General features: G+C 56.5%; 19 protein-coding genes and 1 pseudogene. 10 read left to right on the top strand and 10 right to left on the bottom strand.

The window, feature by feature from the left end:
• Window positions 1–44: 44 nt before the first annotated feature.
• The 7 genes and pseudogenes from PYR66_05495 to PYR66_05465 form a co-directional block, all read right to left on the bottom strand.
• The gene (locus PYR66_05495; GenBank protein WEF30362.1) at window positions 45–398 is read right to left on the bottom strand and encodes a FimD/PapC C-terminal domain-containing protein; all 354 of its coding nucleotides are present in this window, start codon (window positions 396–398) and stop codon (window positions 45–47) included.
• Window positions 381–2,482 (bottom strand): annotated as a pseudogene (locus PYR66_05490) (fimbrial biogenesis outer membrane usher protein). The gene PYR66_05495 and the pseudogene PYR66_05490 overlap by 18 nt, the downstream one beginning before the upstream one ends.
• A gap of 112 nt (window positions 2,483–2,594) precedes the next feature.
• Window positions 2,595–3,317 (bottom strand): fimbria/pilus periplasmic chaperone, encoded by a 723-nt coding sequence (locus tag PYR66_05485; protein ID WEF29179.1) that lies wholly within the window; start codon window positions 3,315–3,317, stop codon window positions 2,595–2,597.
• A gap of 69 nt (window positions 3,318–3,386) precedes the next feature.
• Entirely contained in the window at window positions 3,387–3,977 is a 591-nt protein-coding gene (locus PYR66_05480; protein WEF29178.1) for a fimbrial protein, read from the bottom strand.
• A 295-nt stretch (window positions 3,978–4,272) separates the two neighbouring features.
• Complete coding sequence (locus tag PYR66_05475; protein WEF29177.1) at window positions 4,273–4,377, bottom strand: hypothetical protein; 105 nt, start codon at window positions 4,375–4,377, stop codon at window positions 4,273–4,275.
• Window positions 4,378–4,484: 107 nt separating this feature from the next.
• Window positions 4,485–5,246 (bottom strand): transporter substrate-binding domain-containing protein, encoded by a 762-nt coding sequence (locus PYR66_05470; GenBank protein WEF29176.1) that lies wholly within the window; start codon window positions 5,244–5,246, stop codon window positions 4,485–4,487.
• 21 nt (window positions 5,247–5,267) lie between these two features.
• On the bottom strand, window positions 5,268–6,074 hold the full coding sequence (locus tag PYR66_05465) for a CatB-related O-acetyltransferase (protein WEF29175.1): 807 nt from the start codon (window positions 6,072–6,074) through the stop codon (window positions 5,268–5,270).
• A 313-nt stretch (window positions 6,075–6,387) separates the two neighbouring features.
• Here PYR66_05465 and PYR66_05460 point away from each other — a divergent pair, with 313 nt between their 5' ends.
• The 7 genes from PYR66_05460 to PYR66_05430 are packed head-to-tail and all read left to right on the top strand — an operon-like array spanning window position 6,388 to window position 13,309.
• The gene (locus PYR66_05460; protein ID WEF29174.1) at window positions 6,388–7,254 is read left to right on the top strand and encodes a MurR/RpiR family transcriptional regulator; all 867 of its coding nucleotides are present in this window, start codon (window positions 6,388–6,390) and stop codon (window positions 7,252–7,254) included.
• Window positions 7,255–7,265: 11 nt separating this feature from the next.
• The gene (gene ddpX / locus PYR66_05455) at window positions 7,266–7,850 is read left to right on the top strand and encodes a D-alanyl-D-alanine dipeptidase (GenBank protein ID WEF29173.1); all 585 of its coding nucleotides are present in this window, start codon (window positions 7,266–7,268) and stop codon (window positions 7,848–7,850) included.
• A complete protein-coding gene (locus PYR66_05450; GenBank protein WEF29172.1) occupies window positions 7,847–9,409 on the top strand; it encodes an ABC transporter substrate-binding protein in 1,563 nt (520 codons plus the stop codon). The genes ddpX and PYR66_05450 overlap by 4 nt, the downstream gene beginning before the upstream one ends.
• 60 nt (window positions 9,410–9,469) lie before the next feature.
• Window positions 9,470–10,489: an ABC transporter permease gene (locus PYR66_05445; GenBank protein ID WEF29171.1), complete on the top strand. Its 1,020-nt coding sequence runs from the start codon at window positions 9,470–9,472 to the stop codon at window positions 10,487–10,489.
• A gap of 3 nt (window positions 10,490–10,492) precedes the next feature.
• Window positions 10,493–11,383 (top strand): D,D-dipeptide ABC transporter permease, encoded by an 891-nt coding sequence (locus tag PYR66_05440; protein ID WEF30361.1) that lies wholly within the window; start codon window positions 10,493–10,495, stop codon window positions 11,381–11,383.
• On the top strand, window positions 11,383–12,372 hold the full coding sequence (locus PYR66_05435; protein ID WEF29170.1) for an ABC transporter ATP-binding protein: 990 nt from the start codon (window positions 11,383–11,385) through the stop codon (window positions 12,370–12,372). The genes PYR66_05440 and PYR66_05435 overlap by 1 nt, the downstream gene beginning before the upstream one ends.
• The gene (locus PYR66_05430) at window positions 12,365–13,309 is read left to right on the top strand and encodes an ABC transporter ATP-binding protein (protein ID WEF29169.1); all 945 of its coding nucleotides are present in this window, start codon (window positions 12,365–12,367) and stop codon (window positions 13,307–13,309) included. Before PYR66_05435 ends, PYR66_05430 begins: the two co-directional genes overlap by 8 nt.
• A 236-nt stretch (window positions 13,310–13,545) precedes the next feature.
• Here the strand turns inward: PYR66_05430 and PYR66_05425 are convergent, their stop codons facing one another.
• A complete protein-coding gene (locus tag PYR66_05425; protein WEF29168.1) occupies window positions 13,546–15,066 on the bottom strand; it encodes an aldehyde dehydrogenase in 1,521 nt (506 codons plus the stop codon).
• Between the two features lie 279 nt (window positions 15,067–15,345).
• Between PYR66_05425 and PYR66_05420 the strand changes: the two genes are divergently transcribed.
• On the top strand, window positions 15,346–17,127 hold the full coding sequence (locus PYR66_05420; GenBank protein WEF29167.1) for a sigma-54-dependent Fis family transcriptional regulator: 1,782 nt from the start codon (window positions 15,346–15,348) through the stop codon (window positions 17,125–17,127).
• A 13-nt stretch (window positions 17,128–17,140) separates the two neighbouring features.
• On the opposite strand, the gene PYR66_05415 is transcribed toward PYR66_05420, so the two are convergent.
• Both PYR66_05415 and PYR66_05410 read right to left on the bottom strand, forming a co-directional pair.
• A complete protein-coding gene (locus PYR66_05415) occupies window positions 17,141–17,737 on the bottom strand; it encodes an undecaprenyl-diphosphatase (protein WEF29166.1) in 597 nt (198 codons plus the stop codon).
• Window positions 17,738–17,808: 71 nt separating this feature from the next.
• Window positions 17,809–18,735, bottom strand: coding sequence for a LysR substrate-binding domain-containing protein (locus PYR66_05410; GenBank protein WEF29165.1), 927 nt, complete (start codon window positions 18,733–18,735; stop codon window positions 17,809–17,811).
• A gap of 103 nt (window positions 18,736–18,838) precedes the next feature.
• Here PYR66_05410 and PYR66_05405 point away from each other — a divergent pair, with 103 nt between their 5' ends.
• Together PYR66_05405 and PYR66_05400 are read left to right on the top strand one after the other, a co-directional pair.
• A complete protein-coding gene (locus PYR66_05405; GenBank protein ID WEF29164.1) occupies window positions 18,839–19,444 on the top strand; it encodes an NAD(P)H-dependent oxidoreductase in 606 nt (201 codons plus the stop codon).
• 80 nt (window positions 19,445–19,524) lie between these two features.
• Entirely contained in the window at window positions 19,525–19,824 is a 300-nt protein-coding gene (locus PYR66_05400; protein ID WEF29163.1) for a metalloregulator ArsR/SmtB family transcription factor, read from the top strand.

Here is a 19,824-nt window from a genome sequence, read left to right as displayed (position 1 = left end):
TATTTTTACCACGGTGGTTATGCCCGGTTGCGGCACGCCACCTATTATTCGCAATGCTGCGTAAGTTGCTGAATATGCCTTTTCTTCTCATTTTCGACACCAGGAGGAAACGCGTAATGGATAACACAGTGCTCATTGTTCGCATTCCCCCATTTAACGTGCAGGCCGCCTTTATTCTCCGCCACGCGGGCATAAATCATGCTCCCTTGCGACACCACGCCCACGCTCACGCCGTTGTCATCCGATACGTCCGCCCCAAACGGCAGTACCTGCCCGGCATAATCAGAGTGAATAAAAAGCGGAATACCGATGTGAGCGTTAAATGTCGTTTTCACCACCGCGCCATAACGGGGAACCACTTTCTGCGAGGTATTTTCCAGCTCGACGTTTTCCGACATGCCTTTCGGATCGATCACTACCTCATTGAGGTGATACGGGCTGCCTGCCGGGATCAGGGCATAACCAAAACGGTCAATGGTGACGCCAGAATACGATGAAACAGCGGCACCTTCGGCCCCCTTCGCCTCTATCAGGGTGAAGGTATCGCTGGTCTCGGGTGACAACGTGATGCCCCCGAGTGGGCAACCAGCGAACCGGTCAGACCCAGCGACGTACTGTGGTAATCCTGGCCTTCACTGTAGGACGCCGAGGCGGACGCTATGCTGCCTGAATAGCTCCCCGACACGTTGCCGGAGGTGCCGCCCGTATCGTCATGCGAGCCGCTAACCGAGTAGGAGAACTGGTTTCGTTGGCCCAGGCTACCGGAAAGTGACGCCTGCTCCGAACTATTGCCCGACGAATCCTGGTTATAGCTCATGCTGACCTGCGGTGCGTAGGTGCCTGAAGCATCGTTCTCCCACAGCGGGAAAGAAAAGTTCAGAAAATAGCTGGTCTGTGCTTCACCCCAGGTATCTTTGCTACGGCTGACGTTCAGGCTGTAATTCAGCCGCTTATAGCTGTTGGAATAGCCGATCTGGTACTGCTTGTCAGAGCCCTGGTTCCAGTAGTTTTCATAGCTGGCGCTGATGTATAGCTGCCCCCATGTCTCCGGCAAACCCTGGCTGATATTGAGCGTGAAGCGGTTTTTCTGCCGCTGTACCCGGCTGCCGTCATAACCATGGTTAATATCATCAATGGTTTCCATTGCAGTGAGATAATCCATATATCCGCTGCTGGAAAAACGGTACGCCGCCAGGTGGATATTACTGTCCGTGGCATTAATCAGCTTACTGTAGCTAAGCTGGTAGCTCTGGCCCGTCATCTTATCCCGGTCGGGGAGGCGTGCCTGGGACTGCGTCACATCAAACGCCACTGCGCCGACAGGCAGCCCGAGGGCCGTACCCAACTGCAGCGCCTGATAATCATCATTAGCCTGAATACCGCCGTAACCGGTCAGCAGGTTGGTAACACCCTGTTGCCAGGTGGCTTCGGTAAACACCGGGTTGTCTGATACGCTGTCGCTGCGTAGTTTGCCGGCGTTGAAACTGTAACGAAACGCGCCCGGGCGTAACAGTTCTGAGACAGAGGAATAAGGGAGGGAAAAGTTCTGCTGCGAACCATCTGCTTCTTCAATCGTGACATCGAGGTTGCCACCATAGCCCGTCGGGTAGAGGTCATTAATCACAAAGGCACCGGGAGAGACGGTGGTTTCATAAATTGAGCGCCCCCCCTGTTTAACCGTGACCCTGGCGTTGGTTTTTGCCACCCCGCGAATTTCTGGCGCATATCCCCGCTGTGAGTCGGGTAACATACGTTCATCGCTGGCGATCTGTGCCCCGGTAATGGGCACGGTGTCAAACAGCTGCCCGCTGGTGTTAAACTGCCCGGCAAGCAAACGCCCCCTGAGCGGCGCGACATCACGCTGCACATAGGTATTCAGTACGTCGTAATGGCCACCCTGGTCATCGTTCCAGTTATACGATCCGTTATGGCGCAGATACCAGGCGCCGATATTCAGGCCGCTGTTGAGCGAGGTATAAAATGATTTCGACCTGTCGTTATGGTTTTCAGACTGATAGGCATTCATATTATACCCGAGCATCAGCGCCGGAATGCCGCTGTCCCACATGGACGGTGGCACGGTTCCCCGGGGGAGAATATTGATGTCAATTTGTGGAACCGACAGGTTGAGCTGCTGGGTATCACTGTCAAACTCTTCGCTGGCTTCGGGAACAATATCCTGTATCCGAAAACACTGCTGGCTGTCTGCCAGAGCCTCCCACTGGGTGAATTTGATGAGTTCCTTCTTAAAACCAATCAGTTGCGCCATTTTCTGCGTAATGCAGGCATTCACAACATTTACCGCGCTCTCTTTAAACGTCACCTGATCGATGGTCAGTTGCTCTTTATTTAACGTGACAATGACCCGATGCGTACCCGGCAATACGGTAGAGCCGCTGGAAAAGCGTTGCAGGCTGGCGGCCAGCGGACTGGAACGGCTGACAAAGGTGTCATCAAATTCATACACCCCTGCCGTTTGCATCGCGTCATCGCTGGCGGCAATAGCGCTCTGCAGTGAGACAACGATAATGCTGACACATCCTGCGATACGAAAAATATCCATAATCATTATCGTTAAAAGGAAACGGAAGGCGTTATTTCGCTATTTTATGGTTGTTGAAACCGCCAAAATCATTGACGGTGCTATAGCTTATCGCACTGGTGCTGCTCACCTGGTTTAAGCCCTTGAAATGAAATTCACTGGCTCCGCCTGGCGCAATCATCTGGCCTGCCGCTTCGTATTTCGTCGCGCCCACGGAATAGACCACTTTGCTTATCGTGATATAGTATGGCGTCGGGTTTGATGCTTTGACGCCATTACCGCTGATGCTCCATTTAAGTAATTCAGGTGCTTTATTGGCACTACCTTGTAACCCATCCGGGCGGTAAAAAAGTTTGATGCGGGTTTTAAAGGCAATATTCAGCTGGTTGTTATTCATGCCATCCGCTGATTTGGTCGGGATAGCCAACACATTCAGATAATAAACGGACTCTTTATCTTTCGGCAGTTTACTGCTATCCATCATGCTTATTCTGAGCGTTTGTCCTTTCCCACCGTTGACCCGGTTAATAGGCGGGGTTAAAACAAACACCGAAGATAATTGATCTGGCGCAACAGTTTCATCGCCATGATCAATCCAGCTTTGCGCCAGAACGGGCAATTTACCGGTGTTGTTCATTCTTAGCGTGACTTCATTTTCACCCGCAGGATAAATAACACGTGTGCTTTCCAGCACGAGCCCCGCAAATGAAAGCGTGCTGTAACAGGCCAACGTTATTAAACATAATATTTGATATAACGGCTTAATATATTTCATAGAATAATTCTCATAACAAAGATCTGTGTACAGCACGTAGGTTAGCTATTATTGCTAGTTAACTCGCTATTACTGATAGTCAAGCTGATAGGTGGCACTACTTTTAACAAGGCCTGCAGCAGGAGTTGTACCGTTTACATCATTGTGGTACATCACAACATAATCAAGATGACCAGCACCATCAGCGTCTAACTGGAATTTAGAACCTTTCGTCTGGTCAGCGTTAGTCAAATTGATCATACTACCATTATCGTATAGCGCTAAGCTGACCTTAACGGTGTCCTTATCTGTAGATGTATTTGGCAGGGTACCATCCGGGGTTAGTCCAAGACCGTTGCCAGCGGCAAATGTAACGCCAATGACATCGGTTGATGCTGTGTCACAGCCGCTAACATTAATGGTAAATGGATGGGCACCTCCGTCCTGGCTGGTTATCGAGCTAGCGGTTACCTTCTCAAGATTGACAGTGGCCTTGTTGCCGTCGGTGCCGTTAGGTGAGCTTACGGTAACGTCACAGGTTGATGTGGTCACTTCCCCATTAAAATCGATTGTACCGAAGTCTTGCCCGCTACCTGTACCTGCTGCATTTGCCACATTGATGCCTGACAGGCTCATCAGGCCACATACTGCTAATGCCATGGTTAATTTATGTAATTTCATATTCGATCCATCCATGAAGGGAAAATCATAAAAATATTATGTAACTCGTTCAATTAAAATCCGGATGAGAAAGCAATAATTCATTCATAATATCTATGATATGAGCTATTACTATTTTCAATTAAGATTGATTGACATTTTAATGCTAATGCCATTACGCGACGTTTGCCATCGGCATTATTTCAAATTTAGTCCAGGATTGGACTTTCTGGTGTTTGTGATAGTGAATATTTTTGAGTGTTTAAGAAAAATCAATTGCATAATAACGACTGCTATAACCTTCGAACAAGGCATCTCACTTTCGCGCCATTGTATCCTTCGTCCAGGTGATAAAACGCCGCCAGTGATATTTGGCTTGCTTCCACACGATTTCAATCAGATTCAGTTCCGGACCGTACACCGGCAGAAGTGCGGGTCATCGATGAATTGCCGTTCACACGCCAGCAGACTACTCCAGGGCACATCACCGGCGGAATGCCCTTCCCTGCCGGTGATGTTCTTCAGCAATTAGCCATGGATTTTCCACTTCCGCTTGAGCACGTTCTTGTCCTGGCTATCCAGCCACTGGTTCACTTTCTCCAGCAGCGCCGGATTATCCTTATTCATCATATACACCTTGTAGCTGGCGGTGCCGGGGAACGGCGTCTCGTTAGCCACGCAGAATACGCCGGGCTCTTTACTCTGGTAATAGTCCCCTTCAATCAGGTCGGTCACCATCATATCGGCGGTTTTCTGCCGCAACGCCTGCAGGTTATCGACATTGTTCTGTACGCGGATAATCTGCGCATGTTTGATATGTTCATCAACGAAGCTTTGGTTAGTGCCGCCCGGGTTCACGATCACCTTCACATTCGGCTGGTCGATTTTTTCAAGGCTGCCGAGCGCTGGCGCGGCGGTACAGCTGGCCAGCGCGATTTTACCATTCGCCACCACCGGGTGGCTCAGCGAGAAGTCTTTCCCACGCGCTGGCGTCTCCGTCACCCCGCCCATGGCAATATCAAATTTATCGGCTTTTAAATCAGCAGATAACGTCGGCCAGCTGGTGATGATAAACGTCACCTTCAGCCCCAGCGTCTTACCAAGATCGTGGGCCATATCCACGTCATAGCCGATAAGCTCGCCAGCGCCGTTATGAAACGCCAGCGGCGCATAGTCGCCCGGTACGCCCACTTTTAACTCGCCGCTTTGCTGAATCGACTGCATATCGCGCGCCTGCGCGCCGCAGGCCATCACCGCCGCCATCAAGACGACGCCTAACTTTAACTTCATCTTAGATTCCTTATCATTTCATCAACGCGCCGCCGGTACCGCATCGCCGCGGCGATGCTGCCGCTGCGCGACAAAGTTTTTCACCATCGCCGCCGTCAGTTTCGGCAGCGAAAGCGGCGTTAATTCGCCTTGTTCCCGGGCATTGCCGAGTAATTCACAAAAGCGGGCGACATCATTAACCGGGAAGGTTGCGATATCCTGTGCCGAATACTGCCACCAGCGCAGCATCAACAGCCGTTCAACTATCGGTTCAGGAAAACGGAGTTTGATGGGCTTCGCCGGGTTGCCGCCCACCATGGTATAGGGCGCGACATCTTTCACGACCAACGCATTAGCAGCGATAACCGCGCCATCGCCAATGGTGATACCCTGCGCCAGCGTCACGTTTTGACCAATCCAGACATCATTGCCGATAACGATCGGCCGCGTTTGTTTTTCAAAAGCATAGAAATGGTTTTCCCGCCCGCTATCCGCCGCCAGAGTCGCCATCAATCCAGAATGGCTGGCATAAAAAACCGGGCTCGAGCTTGCCCACTCCAGCGGATGCCGGTCGCCCAACACCTGCAATCTATCAGCAATGGAGGTATAGCGCCCGACCTGAATCAACGCCGGCAGCGGCGTGCGGGTATAGCTAAATGCGCCGAGAGAAGCCAGGCACTCGCCGCAGCGTCCCCAGTAGGTGGTATAGGGCTCGGTCGATAAATTATCCGGTATATCGATAAGTTGTTCATCACGGTAGAACGGATGGTCGCTAACCAGTTTTTGTCCGCCGAAAAAAATACGCTGGCTCTGTAATAAAGGTTTAATTTCGCCGAATGCGATTTTCATTTTTCACCATTTCCTGCGCAACGTGATTCATCGTCTGAATGCGGGCTACCTCCCTATTGATAGCATCCACACTTCGTTTACATCACAAAATTGTTAATAACATGTTTTATTTTTGTGACGCACAACCAGGATCCATTGCACTTTCTTTGTGCAATGAATGGCAAAACTCTACGCTCAAGATCCACCGTATTACCGGGGTTTTCCCGGCATAGCTGGTCATAATTATTTTCCGGCGTGGCTGGCACGCATCGTGCTTTGTTAGTTGAGTATCAAAATCCTGTTAAATGAGAGTGAAATATCATTGAGGGCAGAGATGAACGATAGCAACGGGTTGTTTCGCACCATTGAATCGACTTTCAGTCAGCTGACGCCGAGCGAAAAACGCATTGGCAGCTGGCTGTTAAGCCATCGGGAGCATATCCCGTTCGAAACCGCTGACAGCATTGCGCAGGCCACCGGCACCAGCGGCATTACCGTTGGCCGCTATCTGCGCAAGCTGGGCTATCGCAATCTCGACGACGTGAAAAACAGCCTGAAAGAACCCGCGTCAACCCCCTACCGGCAGTGGGGAGTGATCGACCGGCTCGATTCCTGGTCGCAGCAGCAGGCGCAGCCGGACCGCGCCAGTCTGTCGCTACAGATGGAGCTGGATGCCATTCGCTACGTCTATCAACTGGCGCAGGAACCACTCTTCGCCCGTGTCAGCCAACGCATCGCCGAAGCCGATGCGGTGATAGTCCTCGGCATCCAGTCGACACGCGGTATCGCCAACACCTTCTTCAGCCATCTGGAATATCTGCGCCCACGCGTGACTTACGCCGACGGCAGTTCCGGCAGTTGGCTGGAGTCGCTGAACTCTGAATACCAGCGCCCCTACGTGGTGCTGACTGATACCCGCGCCTACTCCACCGCCGCGCGCCAGTTTTGCCGGGTCGCTGGCGAACGCGGGATCGCCACTGCGTTGGTCACCGATATCTGGTGTCCGTGGGCGCGTGATTATCCCGTTGATTTATTACAGGTTAAAACCGATACCGGCCACTTCTGGGATTCGCTTGCGCCGATCAGTTGTCTTTTCAATCTGCTGCTCTCCGCGGTGGTGGAACGGCTGGGGCCGACGCTCTCCAGCCGCCTTGCCGCCAACCGCGCCCTGCAGCAGGAATTTGGTCAGTTTGAACGTTAAGGAAATTACCGATGAGCCAGCAACTCCCCCTGGTGGATATCGCCGCGCGTTTTCCCACGCTGCCTGTCGACCTGAAATACGCCACTGCCGATAACATCACCGGGCGGCCGATTTATCGCGAAGCCCGCTGTCTGCTGCACCCGGATGCAGCGACGGCGCTGGAAAAATCTATCGCTATCGCCGCACTGGCGGGTTACCGCCTGTTGGTTCTCGACGCCTATCGCCCGCAGCGCGCCCAGCAGTTGCTGTGGAACGCCTGCCCGAATCAGGATTACGTGGTGCCAGCCGATATCGGCTCCAACCACAGCCGCGGCACCGCCATCGACGTAACGCTGCTCGACGAACGCGACCACATACTCGACATGGGCACCGCCTTTGACGAGATGGACGATCGCTCGCATCCCTACCACCCGGCGGTGGCCCAGGACGCCCAGCGCAACCGCCTGCTGCTGAACGCCATTATGTTCGGCGGCGGCTTTAAAGGCATAACCACGGAATGGTGGCACTTCGAACTACCGGATGCGGCCGGTTATCCGCTACTTGATGATGTTTTCGCCTGTTTCTCCCCCGCTCAGATTGACGGAGTTTCACCATGAAAATGACTCGCCCAGCATCCGTAGGTTTTCGCCCGTTACTGTTAGCCGCTGCGCTCTGCGCCGCAATCCCTTCCGCCTTTGCTGCCGTGCCTAAGGATATGCTGGTGATCGGCAAAGCCGCCGACCCGCAAACGCTCGACCCGGCCGTCACTATCGATAACAACGACTGGACGGTGACCTACCCGGCCTACCAGCGGCTGGTGAAATACAAAACCGATAACGGCAAAGGCTCGACCGATGTCGAAGGCGATCTCGCCGAAAACTGGCAGGCCTCCGATGACGGTAAAACCTGGACCTTCACGCTGCGCAAAGGCGCGCAGTTTGACGATGGTTCGCCGGTCACCGCAGAGGCGGTCAAACTCTCTTTCGAACGCCTGATGCGCATTAAACAGGGGCCATCGGAAGCCTTCCCAACCGGGCTGAAGATTGAAGCCATCGACCCGACCACCGTTCGCTTCACGCTGCCGGAGTCCTTCGCGCCGTTCCTGCATACCCTCGCCAACGATGGCGCCTCCATCATCAACCCGACGGTATTGAAAGCCAACGCCGCCGATGACGCCCGCGCGTATCTTGCCGAGCACACCGCCGGCTCCGGCGCGTATACCCTGCAGCGCTGGCAAAAAGGTCAACAGTTGGTGCTGGTTCCCAACCCACATTTCAACGGCGACAAGCCCGCCTTTAAGCGCGTGACGGTGAAAATCATCGGCGAAAGCGCCGCCCGCCGTCTGCAGTTGACCAAAGGCGATGTGGATATTGCCGACGCGCTGCCGGTCGATCAGTTTGCCGCGCTGAAGAAAGAAGACAAGGTCGCGGTGTACGACTATCCGGCGCTGCGCGTCACCTACCTGTATCTCAATAACAGCAAAGCGCCGATGAACCAGGCGGATCTGCGCCGCGCGGTTTCATGGGCGACGGATTATAAAGGCATGGTCGATGGCATTCTCGGCGGCAACGGCAAACAGATGCGCGGCCCGATCCCCGACGGCATGTGGGGTTACGATGCCAGCGCGATGCAGTACTCGCTGGATCTCGATAAAGCCAAAGCGGCGCTGGATAAGGTGAAGGATAAGCCGAAAACGCTGTCGTTCCTCTACTCCGACAACGATCCGAACTGGGAGCCTATCGCCCTCTCCACCCAGGCCAACCTGCAAACGCTCGGCATTCAGGTCAAGCTGGAGAAACTGGCGAACGCCACCATGCGCGAGCGCATCGGGAAAGGCGATTACGACATCGCTATCGGTAACTGGAGCCCGGACTTTGCCGACCCGTATATGTTTATGAACTACTGGTTCGAGTCGGACAAAAAAGGGCTGCCGGGCAACCGTGCCTTCTACTCCAATCCGCAGGTGGATGCGCTGTTGAAACAGGCGGTCGCCACCACCGACCAGGCAGCGCGCACCAAAGATTATCAGCAGGCGCAGAAAACCGTTATTGATGACGCCGCCTACGTCTATCTGTTCCAGAAGAACTACCAGGTGGCAATGAACAAGGATGTGAAAGGCTTCGTTTTCAACCCAATGCTTGAGCAGATTTACAATATCGCCGATATGCACAAGTAGCGGGCCGTCTCTCCATCTTGTCAGGTCGGGCCGTCGCGGGCCCGGCCGAGGAACGCCATCATGAGTTTCTGGGGTTTACTACGACAGCGCTGCTGGGGGCTGATTTTAGTCGTCGCCGGCGTCTGCGTGATTACATTTATTATTTCGCACCTGATTCCCGGCGATCCGGCGCGGCTACTGGCGGGCGATCGCGCCAGCGATGAAATCGTCCATCATATCCGCCAGCAGCTGGGACTGGACCTGCCGCTCTGGCAGCAGTTTGCCCGCTATGTTGACGCCCTGCTCCACGGCGACCTCGGCACCTCGATTCGCACCGGCCGCCCGGTACTGGAAGATTTAAAAACCTTCTTCCCGGCGACGCTGGAACTGGCGTTTTGCGCGCTGCTGATTGCCCTGCTGGTCGGTATCCCGCTCGGCGTACTGTCGGCGGTGTACCGCAACCGTTGGACCGATCACCTGGTGCGTTTGATGGCGCTGACCGGCATCTCAACGCCGGCATTCTGGCTGGGGCTCGGGGTGATCGTGCTGTTTTACGGCAAACTCAACTGGTTGCCGGGAAGCGGAAGACTGGATGACTGGTTCGATCCGCCCACTCACATCACCGGTTTTTATCTGCTGGATTCGCTGCTGGAAGGCAACTTCGACGTCTTCTTTAACGCCCTGCAGCACCTGATTCTGCCAGCGGCAACCCTTGCTTTTGTTCATCTTGGCATCGTAGCCCGGCAGATCCGCTCGGCGATGCTCGAACAGCTCAATGAGGATTACATTCGTACGGCGCTGGCCAGCGGGCTGCCGAAATTCACCATCGTGGTGCGCTATGCGCTGCCCAACGCGCTGATCCCCTCGATCACGGTACTCGGCCTGGCGCTGGGCGACCTGTTGTACGGCGCGGTGCTAACAGAAACGGTATTCGCCTGGCCGGGTATGGGCGCCTATGTGGTGTCTTCGATTCAGGCGCTCGACTTCCCCGCAGTGATGGGCTTCGCCATCGTGGTCTCCTTTGCTTACGTACTGGTCAATCTGGTCGTCGACCTGCTCTATTTATGGATCGATCCGCGCATGGGTCGGGGAGAAAGCTAAGTGATGATGACTCAGGAACAGCCGCTCCCGCGGCCAAAAGTAGAAAAAAACCGCGTCTGGAAACGTCGGTGGTGGCTGATCCGCCAAAGCCCGCTGACGCTTATCGGCGGCGCGATCATGCTGATCATGCTGTTTTTAATGATCTTCTCCCCCTGGCTGGTGCCGCACGATCCCAACGCCATCAACCTTTCCGCCCGCCTGCAGGCGCCATCGCTGGCCCACTGGTTCGGCACCGATGAAGTCGGCCGCGATCTGTTCAGCCGCGTGCTGATCGGCAGTCAGCAGTCGGTAGCCGCTGGGCTAGCGGTGGTGCTGATCGCCGGGATCAGCGGTTCGCTGCTCGGCTGTCTCTCCGGGGTGCTTGGTGGGCGCAGCGACGCGCTGATTATGCGCCTGATGGACATTATGCTGTCGATTCCCTCGCTGGTGCTGACCATGGCGCTGGCGGCGGCATTAGGCCCCAGCCTGTTCAACGCCATGCTGGCGATCGCCATCGTGCGCATTCCGTTCTACGTGCGTCTGGCCCGCGGCCAGACGCTGGTGGTGCGCCAGCATACTTTCGTCGAAGCCTCGGTAACTTTCGGCGCTTCGCGCTGGCATCTGATCAGCTGGCATATTCTGCGCAATGCGCTACCGCCGCTGGTGGTGCAGGCGTCGCTGGATATCGGCAGCGCGATCCTGATGGCCGCGACCCTTGGCTTTATCGGCCTCGGCGCTCAACAGCCTACCGCCGAATGGGGCGCAATGGTCGCCAATGGCCGCAACTACGTGCTCGATCAGTGGTGGTACTGCGCTTTCCCTGGCGCAGCGATCCTGATCACCGCCGTCGGCTTTAACCTGTTTGGCGATGGCATTCAGGATCTGTTGGATCCGAAAGCCGGAGGGCGCAACTAATGGAAAATCGGGTTTTAACTATCGATAACGTCCGCCTGAGCTTCCCGGTCTATCAGGGCCAGGTGAACGTGCTGAACAATATTTCGCTACATATAAACCGCGGCGAAATCGTCGGCGTGGTGGGCGAATCGGGATCCGGTAAATCGGTCACCGCGATGCTGGCGATGCGCCTGCTCCCTGCCGGTAGCTACCACATCCACAGCGGCGCGATCGCCCTGATGGGCCACGATATGCTCAATGCGGCGGAAAAAGTGCTGCGCGACATTCGCGGCCGCAAGGTGGCGATGATTTTCCAGGAGCCGATGACCGCGCTGAATCCCACCCGACGCATCGGTAAGCAGATGGTGGACGTTATCCGCCAGCATCGTCCGCTGTCGCAGCGCGAAGCGCGCGCACGGGCCATCGAACTATTAGCGGACATGCAAATTGCCGATCCGCAAAGCGTCCTCAAACGCTATCCCTTTGAACTTTCCGGCGGCATGCGCCAGCGGGTGATGATCGCTATCGCCTTCTCCTGCGAACCCGACCTGCTGATTGCCGATGAGCCGACGACCGCGCTGGATGTTACCGTGCAGCGCCAGGTGCTACGCCTGCTGAAGCAAAAGGCGCAGGCGACAGGCACCGCGGTGCTGTTTATCAGCCACGACATGGCAGTGGTCTCGCAAGTCTGCGACCGGCTGTACGTGATGTATGCTGGCGCGGTGATTGAAAGCGGCGCCACCCAGGATGTGCTGCTACATCCGCAGCATCCCTACTCCATCGGTCTGTTGAACAGTTCCCCCGATCATAGCGAACCGCACGCGCCGCTGCGTTCGATTCCCGGCACCGTGCCGAATCTGGCGCATCTGCCTGCCGGATGCGCTTTCCGCGAACGCTGTTTCGCCGCCGGTGAAGCCTGCGGTATCACCCCAACGCTGCGCGCTAACGGCCACGTCGCCGATCGACAGGCCGCCTGCTGGTATCCGCAACTGGAGAACGCCCATGTCTGAGACGCTGTTAACCCTCAATGATGTCCATCTGACTTTTCCCGCGCAGAAAAACTGGCGCGGAAAAGTCATTGAGCGCGTCTATGCGCTAAATGGCCTCGATATGACAGCCAGTCGCGGTGAAACCTTAGGGATCGTCGGGGAATCCGGCTGTGGAAAAAGCACGCTGGCGAAGCTGCTAATGGGCATGCTGAAACCCTCTTCCGGGCAGTTCTCCCGCCCCCCCGCCGCCGGTGAAAAGCGTAGCGGTCGTATGCAGATGGTTTTTCAAGATCCGCTGTCATCGCTGGATCCGCGTCTACCGGTCTGGCGCACGATCACCGAGCCGGTGTGGATCCAGTCGCGCATGCGCGAAAAGGCGCGCCGCGATCTCGCCGAGCAGTTAACGCGGCAGGTAGGGATCCGTCCGGAGTATCTCGATCGTCTGCCGCATGCCTTTTCCGGCGGCCAGCGTCAGCGTATCGCTATCGCCCGCGCGCTCTCGGCACAGCCGGACATTATCGTGCTCGATGAACCGACTTCAGCGCTGGATATCTCGGTACAGGCGCAGATCCTCAATCTGCTGGTCGAACTGCAGCAGCGGCAAAACCTCACCTACGTGTTGATTTCGCATAACGTCTCGGTGATACGGCATATGAGCGATCGGGTGGCGGTGATGTATCTGGGGCAAATCGTCGAAATGGGCGCAACACAACAGGTGTTGGATAATCCTTCACATCCCTATACCCGGTTATTAATGGAGTCCGTGCCGCGTATCGGTTCGCCGTTAGGCGAAGGCGTACGCAATACCGAACTCCCCAGCAATCGCCATCTACCGACGGGTTGCTACTTCCGCGAACGCTGCCCTTACGCCAGCCAGGGATGCGAACGGCCGCAGCCGCTAGAGGCGCAAAGTCACGGTGCTCAGGTGCGCTGCTGGAAGGCGCAATCAATAAGATAAAACCCGAAGGTTTCCCTGCTCGCGTTCCGGTAGCCCGGGTAAGACGTTTACGCCGCTACCCGGGGATTTCCCTGCTCGCCGTCCAGTAGCCCGGGTAAGGCGTTTACGCCGCTACCCGGGGGATTCCCTGCTCGCCGTCAGTAGTCCGGGGATTCCCTGCTCGCGCTTCGCTTAGCAGGGCTACAATACCGGGTAAGGCGTTTACGCCGCCACCCGGGTCAACCGTTATAACTGGATCAGAACAGCCCCAGCGGCGCGGTGCCGTAGCTCACCAGCAGGTTTTTGGTCTGCTGATAGGCTTCCAGCGCCATCTTGTGGGTTTCGCGCCCGACGCCAGACTGCTTGTACCCGCCAAACGCGGCATGCGCCGGGTAGACATGGTAGCAGTTGGTCCACACGCGCCCCGCCTTGATGCCGCGCCCCATGCGGTACGCCAGGTTGGTATCCCGCGTCCACACCCCGGCCCCGAGGCCAAACTGCGTCTGGTTAGCGATCGCCAGCGCCTCCTCCTCGTCCTTAAAGGTGGTCACACCGATCACCGGGCCAAAGATCTCCTCCTGGAAGCTGCGCATCTCGTTACGCCCTTTGATCAATGTCGGCTGAATGTAGAAGCCGCTATCCAACTCGGCGGTAATGCTCGCGCGATCGCCGCCGATGAGGATCTGGCCGCCTTCGTCGCGGGCGATCTTGATGTACGACAGGATCTTGTCGAACTGCTGGCGTGAAGCCTGGGCGCCGATCATCGTATCGGTATCGAGCGGATCGCCGCGGCGGATCTGCGCCACTTTCGCCATCACCCGTTCCATAAACGGTTCGTAGATGGATTCCTGGATCAGCGCGCGTGACGGGCAGGTACAAACCTCGCCCTGGTTGAAGAAGCCCAACACCAATCCTTCCACCGCCTTCTCGATAAACTCCTCTTCGGCGTTCATCACATCGGCGAAATAAATATTCGGCGATTTACCGCCCAGTTCAACGGTACAGGGAATAATATTCTCCGCCGCGCAGGCCATAATATGGCGCCCCACCGGCGTCGAGCCGGTAAAGGCGATTTTGGCGATGCGTTTGCTGGTCGCCAGCGCTTCACCGGCCTCTTTGCCAAAGCCCTGCACCACGTTCACCACCCCTGCCGGGAACAGGTCGCCAATGATTTCCATCAACAAGGTGATGCTCAACGGCGTCTGCTCCGCCGGTTTTAAGACCACGCAGTTGCCTGCCGCCAGCGCTGGCGCCAGCTTCCACGCCGCCATTAACAATGGGAAGTTCCACGGGATGATTTGCCCGACCACGCCCAACGGTTCATGGAAATGATACGCCACGGTGGTGTCGTCAATTTCGGCGGTGCTGCCCTCCTGTGCGCGCAGGCAGCCTGCGAAATAGCGGAAATGATCGACCGCCAGCGGCAGGTCGGCGTTCAGGGTTTCGCGGATCGGTTTGCCGTTATCCCAGCTCTCCGCGACCGCCAGATATTCCAGATTCTCCTGAATGCGGTCGGCAACCTGCAACAGCAGATGAGAACGCTGTTGTACCGACGTTCTCCCCCAGGCGTCCGCCGCGCGGTGCGCCGCATCGAGGGCAAAATCGATATCTTTAGCATCGGAGCGGGGAAACTGCGCAATATTACTACCGTCCACGGGGGAGGTATTCATGAAAAATTCGCCGCTTAACGGTTCGACGAATTTGCCGCCAATGTAGTTGCCGTAGGCAGATTTGAATGAAACCAAAGCGCCCGGCTTGCCAGGATGTGCATAACGCATCGCAATCTCCTTCTGTAGGGTTAAGGCGCAGCGGCGTCTTGGTTTTTTGCTGTTGTCCGCTGCACGCTTTCTCCTATTGCAGGGGTTATGCCAGTTTTTCCCCGCCTCACTAAACTCATTATTTTTCAAATCATTAATAGAATTTCTGTGCCGAGTATCTTCATCGTTGTCGCACCGGATCCCGCTTCTGTGTTGCAAATCGCAACACCAAACAAACCATATCGCTACAATATTGCAACATCAGATAAGTTCATTGCGAAACCGACCACGAGGTGCCCCGTGCAAGGAAATCCGTTCACTATCACCCCTGAGGCGCAGGCCAGCGCGCTGCTGAGCGATTCCTGGCAGCGCAGCCAGCGCTACGGCCTGCAACCGACGAGCGATGAATTTCCGCGTCTGCGCTCCGGCGAACTGGCCGATGTCCTCGCCAGCAGCCGCAGCCTGCAGCAACTGGCCCAACCGGTGGCGACCCCGCTGGCGCAGCGTGCCGCCGAGTTGCAATCGGTGGTGGTCCTCTCCGACGCCAGCGGCCTGGTGCTGCAAACCTTCGGCAATACCGCGGCGATGCAAAAAGCGCAAAGCTTCGCGCTGGAGCCAGGCAACATCTGGAGTGAAAGCGGCCGCGGCACCAATGCTATCGGCACCGCGCTGGCGATCGACGACAGCTGCGAAGTCGAGGGGCGCCAGCATTTCTTAACCAGCAATCAGGGCTTGTACTGCGCAGCGGTGCCCCTGCAAAGCCCCGATGGCCAGATCGCCGGGGTACTGGATATCTCCGGCCCGGCACACATCCCGCATACCCATACGCTGGCGTGGGTCAAAGAAGCCGCCAGGCAAATTGAATACCTGTGGGTGAAACAGAGTCTACATCCGCAGCAGTGGGTGATGAGTCTGCACCCGCAGGTGCAGAAACTCGATAGCGCCGAGGAACTGCTGCTGGTCTTCTCCGATAACCTGCTCACCGCCGCCAATCGCCTGGCGATACGCGAGCTGGGCCTGCAAGCCGAGCACATCGGTCAAATGACCTTCCAGCAGTTGTTCCCCCAACTCACGCAAACGGCGGTCAGCGTGCCGCTACCGCTCACCTTCCGGCAGCGTGGTTTCTACTACCGCCTGCGCGCGCCAACCTGCGCCAGCATTGCCGTACCTGCGCCGCGCGCGATCGACCTGTCATTTAGCCCGCCCGGCGAAGGCGAAAAAATGGTCCGCCTGCTCAACGCCGGTATCGCCCTGTGTATCGAAGGCGAAACCGGCTGCGGTAAAGAGTTTGTTAGCCGTACCCTGCATTCGCATAGCCGCTGGCGCGGCGGCAAGTTTGTCGCGATCAACTGCGCGGCGATCCCGGAATCGCTGATTGAATCGGAGCTATTCGGCTATCAACCGGGCGCGTTTACCGGCGCCAATAAGAACGGCTATACCGGCAAAATTCGCGAAGCCGACGGCGGCGTGCTGTTCCTTGATGAAATCGGCGATATGCCGCTGGCTCTGCAGACCCGTCTGCTGCGGGTACTGCAGGAAAAAGAGGTGATGCCGCTGGGCGGCAATCGCAGCGCGCCGGTGAATTTCGCGTTGATTTGCGCGACCCATCGTAATCTTGCGCAGCGCGTCGCCGAAGGCGCGTTTCGCGAGGACTTGCTCTACCGCCTGCGCGAATATGCGTTTGCGATCCCACCGCTACGGGAATGGCCTGAACTGGCGCAGTTTATCCCGCGCCTGTGGCGCTCGCTTGGTGCGGAATCGCGGCGGGTCACGCTCTCCGCCGAGCTGATTAGCCAGTTAACGCAGCACGGCTGGCCGGGCAATGTTCGTCAGTTGCAAAGCCTGTTGAAGGTATTACTGGCGCTGGCTGATGATGGTGAATGTCTTGGCGTTGCGGCGCTACCGGCGGAGTATCAGAACGCGCCGCCGTCCTCCCCCGCAAGTGGGCTTCAACAGCATGATGCAAAACTGATTGCCGACACGCTGGCGAGCTTTAACGGTAATGTGAGTAAGGCGGCGCAGGCTCTGGGAGTGGCGCGCAGCACGCTATATCGGCGAGCGGCGCGCGTACCAAGGAAATGAATAGCGACAGGCGCTACGGCGTAAAACGCGCCGGAAGCCAGGAGAAGAGACGACGGCTCAGCCCTTCGCATAACGTCACCAGTTTCTGGCCGAGCGCCTGCCAGACCACCTTCGCCACGCAGACGCCGACGGCTGAAATCAGCGCCGCGCCCAGCATATCCAGCGGGAAATGGACGCCGAGAAAAATACGCGCCCACGCCACCGGTAGCGCCGCCAGCAGCACCAACAACCCGAGACGACGCAGGCGCAGCGACAGCAGCGCAAAAGCGGCGCTGAACATCACAGTGCCATGATCGCTTGGGAAAGAGTTATCTGCCGGATGGCTTATCCAGGTGTGGCCAAGCGGGATCATAAATGGCCGTGGATGGAACCACAGGGTTCCACAGACAAATCCCAACCCCAACGCAATCAGAATACCCATGACGCAAAACAGCGCCTGACGGTGGCCCTGACGGCCGCCGAGGAACCACAATCCCAGTAAAATCGCCGGGACGGCGAGGATAATCCAGCTTGCCGAGATGCGGGCCAACAGCAAAAGACTTTCTGGCGTGCCCGGACCAGCATTCAGCGCAAGGAAAGCGCTCTGGTTAACGGTTTCTAACATATTCATGGCGAGTTCTCGTCACAGTCATCATGCTGTCATTATCGCCAGAATACCTTAAGCCTGGATTAACCCACCGCTTACGAATCGTCCTGGTTATTATCGTAAGCAATTTGCAGCGGCAACCGGGCCAGCAGTTCATCAACCACAACGCGGATCTTTTGCGGCACCCACGCCGCATCCGGCCAGACGGCGCTGATGGCGAAGCTAACGCTGACGCTCGCAGGCAAAACCGGCAGCAGTTCTCCGCGGGCAATCTCTTCAGCGATCAGCCAATCCGGTAGCCAGGCAATCCCCAGCCCCCTTTTTGCCGCGGCGGCAATAGCGGCGAAATCATCCATCGCGATTGCAACCTGCGGGCGGAAATCGACCTCGGTTCCCTGCGCATCGCGCAGACGCCACTTTTGCATCTGTCCGCCGTAGAGATAGCCAATAGCAAGATGTTCGCTCAGTTCAACCAGAGACTGCGGCGCAGGTCGGCGCTCCAGATATGACGGCGCGGCGCACAGCGTCATGCCATGCTGACCCAGGCGTCGGGCCTTAAGAAAATGCGAATCAGCCAATGCGCCGATGCGTACCGCCAGATCGAATCCCTCTTCAAACAGGTTGACCTGACGGTCGCTAAACGACAGCTCAAGCTTAAGCTGCGGATATCGCTGGCTAAGCGAAAATAAAATGGGCGCCACGCAACGCTGGCCAAACAGAACCGGCAAGCTGACGCGCAATCGCCCCTGCACTTGCGTTTTACCACGCTGGATTTCATCTTCCGCATCGCGCAGGTTATCCAGCGCCTGGCGGGATTGCTGGTAAAACCGTTCCCCCTCTTCGGTCAGCGTCTGCCGACGAGTGGTACGCTGGAACAACACCACACCGAGCCGCTCTTCCAGCCGGGCAATGGTCTTACCGACGGCGGATCGCGTCACGTGTAGTTTCTCTGCGGCTTGCGCAAAGTTGCCGCTCTCGACAACGGCGACAAACACCGGAATCGCGTTCAAATCGCTACGCATTAATTGGTTCCATTGTGGATACAATAATTCAAAATAATGTCACTACTGGTGAAAAAAAGACAATGTTACTCTACGAAGCATAAAGTTAATCAAGGAGTCTGTTATGAGTAACGTGTTGATTTTGAAATCCAGTATTAACGGCCCGGCATCGCTGACCAACCAGCTGATTGATGAGTATATGCAGATCCGCCGCGCGGCTGGACATCAGGATGTGGTTGTCGAGCACGACCTGACCGCCATGGCGCTGCCGAAGCTTGACGGTGAGCTGTTTGCCGCTCTGCGCGGCGCGGAGGATCCGAGTCCGGCTATCCAGCAAGGGGTTGCGCTCTCCGATGCGCTGATCGGTGAATTAAAAGCCAGCGATCTGCTGGTGATCGGCGCGCCGATGTATAACCTCAACGTGCCGACGGATCTCAAACACTGGTTCGATCTGGTGGCGCGGGCGCGGGAAACTTTCCGCTACACCGAAACCTGGCCACAGGGGCTGGTCGAAGGGGTTCGCGCAATAGTGATTAGCTCGCGCGGCGGCGTCCATGACGGCCAGCCCACCGATGCGATCACCCCGTACCTGCGCGCCGTGCTGGGATTAATGGGCATCAGCGAAGTCGATTTTATTTATGCCGAAGGTATGGATATCCGCCCGCATGGCCGAGATGCCGGTATCGCCCACGCCCGCCAGCATATTGCTCATGCCGCTCAGTCGGCCTGATAGCCAGTGGCTTCCCCGGGGCTGGTAAAGGTTATTTTTTTATTTTAGAATTATCTAAATTTAGAAAATACTAAAATAATATGACCACGGTACAACAACTGCAGGCCAGCGCCGGGGAAGCCGCTGCCCTGCTGAAAGCGATGAGCAACCCCCACCGACTATTGATTCTGTGCATGCTCTGCGAAGCCCCGCGCACCACCGCGGGAGAGCTGTCGCAGATAACCGGCCTGAGCCCCTCCGCCACCTCTCAGCATCTCGCCCGGATGCGCGACGAAGGCCTGATCGACTGTGAACGCGATGCGCAGCGCCTGCGCTACTTCATTACCCATCCCGCGGTTCAGCAGGTCATCACCACGCTGAAAACCATTTATTGCCCGTAA

Source organism: Klebsiella aerogenes (assembly GCA_029027985.1).
GTDB classification, from domain to species: domain Bacteria; phylum Pseudomonadota; class Gammaproteobacteria; order Enterobacterales; family Enterobacteriaceae; genus Klebsiella; species Klebsiella aerogenes_A.
Note: the sequence above shows the minus strand (reverse complement) of the source record. Positions and strands in the feature narration are given on the sequence as shown.